This window comes from Sporosarcina sp. Y1004 (assembly GCF_057669665.1).
Map to the genome: position 1 here is coordinate 66,835 of NZ_JBYHFQ010000019.1, position 8,704 is coordinate 75,538.

Genomic DNA, 8,704 nt, shown 5'->3' on the forward strand with positions numbered 1-8,704 from the left:
GTCTAAATAAATAGTTTTTATAAACATCAAAAGATTTACATAGAATTTACAAAACATTACAAAAGGTCACTAGGTGATCCCCTGCATGCGGTGATATGCTGAATATGGAGATAAACTATTCAAATAATTTACCTGAAAGGGAGCGATTTTGCGCTTTTTGCAAGGATACCGAATAAATGCTAGTTTTCAATCAGAAAGGAGAATTATTACATGCGTAAAGGAAAGTGGAAAAAGCCTTTGAACACCTTCTTATCGATTGGTTTAGTAGCGAGTTTGCTAGGACCTGCATACCCGGAGACGGTAAAAGCAGCTGTTTCCTCAGACTTACTGATATCTGAATACGTGGAGGGAAGCAGCTTTAATAAAGCAGTGGAACTTTACAATGGGACGGGAACTGCGCTTGATTTAAGCAATTATACATTGGAACTCTATGCAAATGGGGCGACGGAAGCTACTTCCAAAATGGCTTTATCGGGGACCTTGAGCAATGAAGAAACTTATGTTTTGTATCATAAAGATGCCAGCGATGCTATTAAGAGTAAGGGCCAATTGGCAAATACAACTGTCATTAATTTCAATGGCGACGACGCACTTGTTTTGAAGAAATCTGGCGAAGTGATTGACTCATTTGGACAAGTTGGAACTAGAAGTAACTGGGGATCCGATGTGACATTGGTCCGGAGTGCCGGAATAACAACAGGTGATTCCAGTCCGAATGATGCTTTCGATCGTAGCACTGAGTGGATTGTTTATCCTAAAGACACATTCGATAATTTAGGATTCCATGACTTCGAAGGCGGAACACCGGTAGATCCTGAGGATCCTGAAGACCCTGAAGACCCTGAAGACCCTATAACCCTCATTTCAATCGCAGAAGCGCGATCAATGAATAAGGGAGAGACAGTAACTATTAAAGGAATCGTAGCGGCGAATTTGAAAAATACGATTTCCGTCCAAGATGCTACGGGTGGTATTGCCGTGCGTCCAACTAGTTTGAATGCCGTGGTTGGTGATGAAGTTACTTTAACTGGGACACTTGCCGATTACCGCGGTTTGCTTCAATTAGACAGCGCGACAATCGCAGTGAAAACTGCAAATGTAGGCGCACCGGTTGCTAAAACAATTACAGGTGCCAACGTTGCGGAAGAAAACGAATCGCAACTCGTACTGACAGAAAACATTGAAATCATTGATGTTCAAACTGGCGCAGGTTGGGCCAATTATATTGCGACAGATGGTACAACGGAATTTATCGTTCGCGATGAAAACAATGTATTGGACCTAGCTGTTGGTACGCAGTATGAATCTATTTCAGGCATCGTGCAGCAATTCGATGCTGATTACCAACTCATTCCACGCTCTAAAGAAGACATCATCGTAGATAGCTCAATTGTCCAACCTGTTAATGCGAATCCTGCAAGCGGTACATTCGTAGGGGGGACTACGGTTACACTGTCAACAAGCACAAAACAAGCAGCCATTTATTATACGGTAGACGGAACAAATCCACTTGAATTTGGTGTGAAATATGAAGCACCTATCAACATTACAGAAAATACAACCATTAAAGCAATAGTAAAAACGGAAGAGGGTCAAGTTAGTGAAACGAATACGTTCGCCTATACAATTACCGACAGTCTTCAAATTCATGATATCCAAGGGGAAAGCCACACTTCTCCATTCGACAATCAGACAGTTGAAGGTATTGAAGGCATTGTCACTTATTCATTTACACTAAGTGGTTCGACATACTACCATATCCAAACGCCCGATGCGGCAGCAGATGACAATGCAAAGACATCGGAAGGAATCATTCTTTACAGTGGACGGAATGCTTGGCCGATTCAGGTTGGGGATTTAGTAACTGTCTCCGGTAAAGTCAGTGAATATGCAATTGACGGATTTGCGGATCGACAAGTGACTGACATGAAAGCAACGCAAATCAATGTCCGTGATGATCAAGGCGGAAAAGTAACAGTCTTAAAAAGAGGTGTGCAATTACCAGCACCTATTCTTATAGATGAAGAAAGTATGCCAAGTGAACAGATTGATAGCGACGGTTTGTCCGTATTCAATCCTGACGTTGACGCAATTGACTATTGGGAGAGCTTGGAAGGAATGCGCGTCCAAGTCGGCAATGTCAAAGCTGTTTCTCCGCAAGAACATGGTGATTTAATCACGGTACTTGAACAGGCACCGACGAATACACTGCACGGTGGTCTACTGTTAGAAAAAGACAATCAAAACGCAAACCGTGTCCAGTTCCGATTAGAGCCGAATGGTGCGGCCCGTGATTTTGAAGTGGCTACTGGCGATACATTTAAAGGTCCGATTACGGGTGTAGTTGGCTATTCATTCCAAAATTATAAAATCTATGTGGCTTTGGATGAAATGCAGGCGGCACAAACAAAAGGCAATGCAACACCTGAAAAAACGACGCTTGTCAAAGCAGACGATAAGTTAGCGATTGCATCGTATAACTTGGAAAACTTCTCGAACAACACAAAATCGTCATCTGCAGACAAAGCGCGAAAATTAGCAAGAGCGTTTGCGGAAGATATGCAGAGTCCCGATATTATTGGTGTGACGGAAGTCCAGGATAATAACGGAGAAGATGCCGGGGATTCAAAAGCAAATGAAAGTTATGAAAGATTGATTGCTGAAATCGGTAAAGCAGGCGGCGTGAACTATAAGTACGTCAATATCGATCCTGTTTCGAATCAAGACGGTGGAGCACCAAATGCGAATATTCGTGTCGGATTCCTATACAATCCGGAGCGTGTATCGTTGACGGAAGGCAGTCCTGTAGGTGACGCATCTACTTCGGTAGCTTACGAGAGTGGAAAGTTAACACTCAATCCAGGACGCATTGACCCGCAGAACGCGGCATTCGCTAACAGCCGTAAGCCACTTGCTGCGCAATTTGACTTCCAAGGTGAACAAGTGATTGTTATCGCAAATCATTGGAATTCAAAATCAGGTGATACGCCACTATTTGGTTCAACACAGCCTCCGGTCTATGGCAGTGAAGTACAACGTAAACAAATTGCAACGATTGTCTATGATTTCATTGAAGACGTAAAAACGGATAATCCGAATGCGAACGTCGTTTCTCTAGGTGATTTTAACGACTTCCAATTCTCGGATAGCTTAAAGATTCATGAAGGAAATCTTATGACAAATTTGATTAACAAAGTGGAAACGGCTGATCGCTACACATACCTCTACCAAGGTAATTCGCAAGTGCTCGATCATATTTTAGTTTCAAATCACTTAGTCGATCAAACCGAAATTGATATTCTTCATATCAATGCAGACTTTACAGATATGGCAGGCCGTGCAAGCGACCATGATCCAGTCCTCGTCCAAATCGGATTCGAAGAGCCGGTTGTTTTGGAACCGATTAATGTGAAAAAAGTGTATGACTTAGTGAACTTTAAAAAGAAAAAGTTGAACATTGCAGAACCTAGTGTTGCGGTGAAAATGGATGCGAAATCTTATCTTGACGAAGGAATCCTATTCAAAGGAGATTACTTGGAAGTTAGCGGAGAAGGCTTTAGGACAAATAAATTAATCCTTCAGCCGAAGAAAAAAGGCGCAATTGTCGATTTGAAAGGCACTGTCATGGGGGATATCGTCATCGATGGTCCACATCAACTTCAAATTAGAGGCGCTGAAAATGTGAAGAACATCGAATTCATCAAGGGTGCAAATCCGGATGCAATCGAGTTTTACAATTCAAATGGAAAAAGAATTGGCGACCCAACAAAAATGGAGAACAAAGCACCTATCGTCACCAAAGCCATTTCTAATAAAACAGTGTCAGAAGGAGAGAGTATCTCAGTTGTACTTACTGAGCACTTCTCGGATCCTGATGGAGATGAACTAACGTTTTCATCAACGAAAGGCGAAGTAAATGAAGGGTTTTTAACACTTTCACTTGAAAAAGGTAGCCATATTGTGGGTGTCACAGCTAGTGATGGCGACAAAACGGTTACGACAAGTTTCTCTGTGACAGTAACAGCTGTAGCGGTTCCTGCTAACGGTTACTACAAGGACGCTGTTGGAAAAGAAGGGCAGGCATTGAAAAATGCACTTCATGAAATTATTTCGGTGCAAAAGCAGCTAGACTACTCTGAAGTGTGGGCGGCACTGCGGGAGACGGACAAAGATCCGAACAATCCGAACAACGTGATTTTGTTCTATTCCGGAGACTCACGCTCTAAAGATCGCAATGGCGGAAACGTTGGAGATTGGAACCGCGAGCATGTGTGGGCAAAATCCCACGGCAATTTTGGTACAAGCAGAGGACCGGGTACCGATATCCATCATTTGCGTCCCACAGATGTCCAAGTGAATAGTTTACGCGGAAACTTGGATTTTGATAACGGCGGGAGTAGTGTAAAAGGATGTAGCGGATGTTACAAAACAGCGAATTCTTGGGAGCCGCCCGATGCAGTAAAAGGTGATGTCGCTCGTATCCTGTTTTACATGGCTACTCGCTATGAGCAAGGAGACCGTGTCGATCTTGAGTTAAATGAAAAGCTTAACAATGGAAGCAATCCATATCACGGGAAACTTTCGGTTCTGCTGGAATGGCATGAATCAGATCCAATCGATGAATTTGAGCGAAACCGCAACGAAGTTATCGAGCAATGGCAGGGGAACCGTAATCCGTTCATTGACCATCCGGAATGGGTAGAGCTCATTTGGCCACAGGTTGGTGCAGAAGATGTACGAATTGCATCGTGATTTAAAGTGCCTGATTGAAGATAAAGAGTAGCCAGATGATAGCTCATTGAAAAAGTCCACTTGTAAAGACTGGGATATGAATTCTCCAGGATACATGCCTCGGCTACCACAGAAAGGCGCCTCCGGTGGTTGTTCTTTGGTAATAGTCGGGATATATCCTGGATAATGTCTATTAAATTAAAAGTACCATTTATACTGAATGAAGGAAGAACTGGACTACTACCTGTATCGACTAAGTCGAGAGCAGATAAGAAGTGGGCAAACGCTATAAATAGTGCATTAAAAGGGCAACTTCCGTCAATTTGGTGGAAGTTGCCTTTTCTCAAAGAATAAGAAAGTACATAAATTTAATATACTGTGCGTACAGTGTTAATTTTATTTTGCAGAATTACAAATAATATCCATACTTTATTTGTAAGCATGATAAAAAGACAGGTGAGTACCTGCAAGCAAGTAATCATAAGTAGTTAAGAGAAACATCTTTGACTTCCCCGGTAATCAGGATGAAACAGATAAAAAAATCAAGGTGGGGAAGCCAAAAGGCGACCATTTCCTATTGGAATCCAACAGGTTCCCCAGCAGTCCGGATCAACTGGAGATTCTATCGGAAAGAGCTCTTATTACTAATATACGAGGTATCTGGTTCAGAAACAATTCGAAATTCAATGAGAACCTACTACCCATTAACGCTAAGCCTTAGGTCTTAGGATAAGATAATACTAAGGAGCAATGTGGAATATATTTCTATTTTATACAATTAGGATGCAACTAAAACTATGGAAGGTAGCATATGTTGATAAGTCGGAATTTTGTAAAATACTATAGTTTTTAGGAGGAGAATTTCTATGTCGACATTTACCAAATGGGCTTTTGGTAACAAGGCCGCTGTAGCTGTATTTACCATTTTAATATTAGTGATAGGGGTTGTCAGTTATTTCAGACTACCTATGGAGTTTTTACCATCTGCCGATAATCCGCAAGTCACTATTATTTCCATGGGTCAGGGAACTGACTCCAAAACAATGGAATCCGAAGTAACCATTCCGATTGAAAGAGCAATTACAGGGTTAAATGGAAAAACATCCGTCTATTCTACAACTGGAGATGGGTTTTCAAAAGTGGATCTGTTCTTCGAGGCAGGAACTGATATGAAACAAGCCAAACAGGATGTACAAGAAGCGATAAGCAATGTAGCTTTGCCTATCTATTTATCCAAGCCAACAATCTCACAGCTAAATACTTCTATGATTCCAATTGCTAACATTGCCGTCAGCTTTAATGAAGGTTTGACTACTGAAAATATGGAATTTGCACGCGAAAAACTTACATCTCTCTATCAAGAAATCAAAGGGGTCTCCAAAGTAGATGTATATGGGATTACAGATTCCATCATTTCCGTAAAAATTGATGATGGTAAATTAGCTGAAAATCAGATTTCTCTTCAAACGATTATGAGTATTCTTAATGGTCAAAATACCGCTGTAGCTGTCGGTGAAAAGATTATTGATGGAAAAACAAGCAATATTAAAGTAATCGGCGATTTAACAAGCATTGATAAATTGAAAAATTTAACTGTAGCAACTAATTTAACACTCGGGGATATCGCCACGATTAAAGAAACTAAAGACTTGAATTTCATTAGCCGTTTTAATGGAAAGGATAGCTTAGATATTAGCATCACAAAGGATAGTCAATCCAATGCAGTGACTATTAGCAAAGAAATTGAAAAAGTGACAAAGGAAATCAATGAAAATTATAATCAGCAGGAATCAGTTATTTACATTTCCTCTGCTGATTTAGTTCAAAACTCCGTTCATACGATGATAAAAGAAGTTCTCCTTGGTGCACTATTTGCAACGATTGTTATTATGATTTTCCTACGAAATATCCGTTCTACTTTTATTACAATTGTATCAATTCCATTGTCACTTTGCTTCACCCTATTTCTACTGTCATGGTCGGGTGTAACATTGAATATATTAACGCTTGGCGGTGTAGCTGTCGCAGTTGGGCGTTTAGTAGATGACAGTATTGTCGTAATCGAAAATATTTTCCGTAAAATGCAAACAGAACAATTCTCAGTCCAATTGATTATTGATGCAACTAAGCAAGTTGGAGTCGCTATTACTGCTTCTACCTTAACAACAGTAGCCGTTTTCTTACCGATGAGCTTGTTAAATGGTGGCCTTCAAGAATTCCTTTTACCATTCGCTTTAACGGTTACCTATTCTTTGCTTGCATCTCTGCTCGTCGCTTTGACGGTTGTTCCGTTAATGAGTGCGGGATTATTGAAGAATACAAAGTTGCCTGAACCTAAACGAGCTGTTCGTTTTCCGAAGATAGTTACATGGTCCCTGAATCATAAATGGATTGTCTTCTCCATTTCCATCTTCCTTTTCATCGGATCCATTGGTACTTACTTTGCTATCCCAAAAGGTGCAGTTGATAGCTCCTCTGCAGACTATGTTTTGACCACGCTAAGTTACCCGAATGATACACCACTTGAAAAAGTTAAGGAAAAAACAATGGAACTGGAGTCATCTATTAAAAAAATGGATGAAGTAAAACATGTGTTTTCACAGGTAGGTTCTCCAGCTGAAGCGGCACAATATGGCTGGGTTGGATCACCGACTGAAGCAACCTTCAGTATTTTATTAGAAGATAAAAAAGATACAGAACACATCGTAATTGAAATGGAAAAGAAAAAAGATCAATATCCTGATGCCCTCTTAGAAGTAACTACTGCTTCCTTTATGATGGGAGGAGCAAGTACGAATATTACCATTGATGTAGTAGGCGGAAATTTAGCGGGTCTTGAAAAAGTGGCAACAACTATAAAAGAAAAAGTACAGAACCTGGAAGGCGTAGAGGAAGTTACGACCAATCAAGATGAAAAGAAAACCGTGCACTCCCTCATTGTTGATCCAACAAAAGGAAACACAGAACAAATCGCACAACAGTTAGGTGTGATGTTAAATAAGACACCAATAGGAACGATTAGTTTAGATGATAAACAAAAAGTTGTATTTCTAGAACCTCTCCTGGATACGAAAACACCTGAAGACATAGAAAATATACCAGTCATGACTGATACAGGTCTAGTACCAGTATCATCTATTGCTAAGTTACAAAGTGAAGAGCGTTCAACCAACCAGTTCCATAAAGATGGGGATGCTTACCTCCGAGTAACAGCTTCCGTTGATCCTGCAAAACTATCTGAAGTCTCGAGCGGAATAAATGCAGAAATTTTCGGTGATAAAAAAGACAAGGAAGGCATGGAGCTTCCAGAGAATGTCGAGGTTCTAGTAGGTGGATCAAGTAGCCAACAAGCAGATGATTTTACAGATTTATTTCTCATTATGCTTGTTTCCATCGGAATTGTATTTTTAATAATGGTTATCACATTTAAGTCAATCAAAGCGCCAATCGCTATTCTTTGCTCTCTACCACTGGCTGCAATAGGCGCCATTTTAGGAATTCTTATCAGTGGAATACCAGTTGATATCACGGCACTTCTAGGAGCATTAATGCTAATTGGTATCGTCGTAACAAATGCGATTGTACTTTTAGACCGAGTAAAACAAAATGAACAAAAAATGATTATTCGTGATGCGCTTGTTGAAGCAACCGCAACAAGGATGAGACCGATTTTCATGACTGCGATTGCAACTATCTGTGCGATGCTTCCACTTTTAGTGAAACAAGCAGAAACAGGAAGTTTAGTATCACAAAGTCTCGCGATTGTTGTTATCGGTGGGTTAGCCATGGCGACCCTGCTAACTCTGATTGTTATCCCTTGTATATATGAATTGCTTTATTTTAGAAAGTCTAAGAAACAGCGAATTGGTCAGGCTGCTGAACAAGATACTTCCATATAATAAAAAACAGACCTTAGCTTAAACGCTATTGATGTGCACCCCAAAAGTTAGAGTCAAAATCTAACTTCTGGGGT

3 protein-coding genes are annotated in these 8,704 nt (G+C 40.6%); all 3 read left to right on the forward strand.

The features are described 5' to 3' along the window. Positions 1–210 precede the first annotated feature (210 nt). The 3 genes from AC25Y6_RS13390 to AC25Y6_RS13400 all read left to right on the forward strand — a co-directional run bounded on the left by AC25Y6_RS13390 (position 211) and on the right by AC25Y6_RS13400 (position 8,630). Entirely contained in the window at positions 211–4,752 is a 4,542-nt protein-coding gene (locus tag AC25Y6_RS13390) for an endonuclease (RefSeq protein WP_488143377.1), read from the forward strand. 165 nt (positions 4,753–4,917) lie between these two features. Beyond that, a complete protein-coding gene (locus AC25Y6_RS13395; RefSeq protein WP_488143378.1) occupies positions 4,918–5,085 on the forward strand; it encodes a hypothetical protein in 168 nt (55 codons plus the stop codon). A gap of 512 nt (positions 5,086–5,597) precedes the next feature. Then, on the forward strand, positions 5,598–8,630 hold the full coding sequence (locus AC25Y6_RS13400; protein ID WP_488143379.1) for an efflux RND transporter permease subunit: 3,033 nt from the start codon (positions 5,598–5,600) through the stop codon (positions 8,628–8,630). Positions 8,631–8,704 lie beyond the last annotated feature (74 nt).

What these genes read in the sequence shown, in the direction of transcription:
- AC25Y6_RS13390 (WP_488143377.1), top strand. Translation starts at nt 211, where the DNA reads ATGCGTAAAGGAAAGTGGAAAAAGCCTTTGAACACCTTCTTATCGATT.
- AC25Y6_RS13395 (WP_488143378.1), top strand. Translation starts at nt 4,918, where the DNA reads ATGTCTATTAAATTAAAAGTACCATTTATACTGAATGAAGGAAGAACT.
- AC25Y6_RS13400 (WP_488143379.1), top strand. Translation starts at nt 5,598, where the DNA reads ATGTCGACATTTACCAAATGGGCTTTTGGTAACAAGGCCGCTGTAGCT.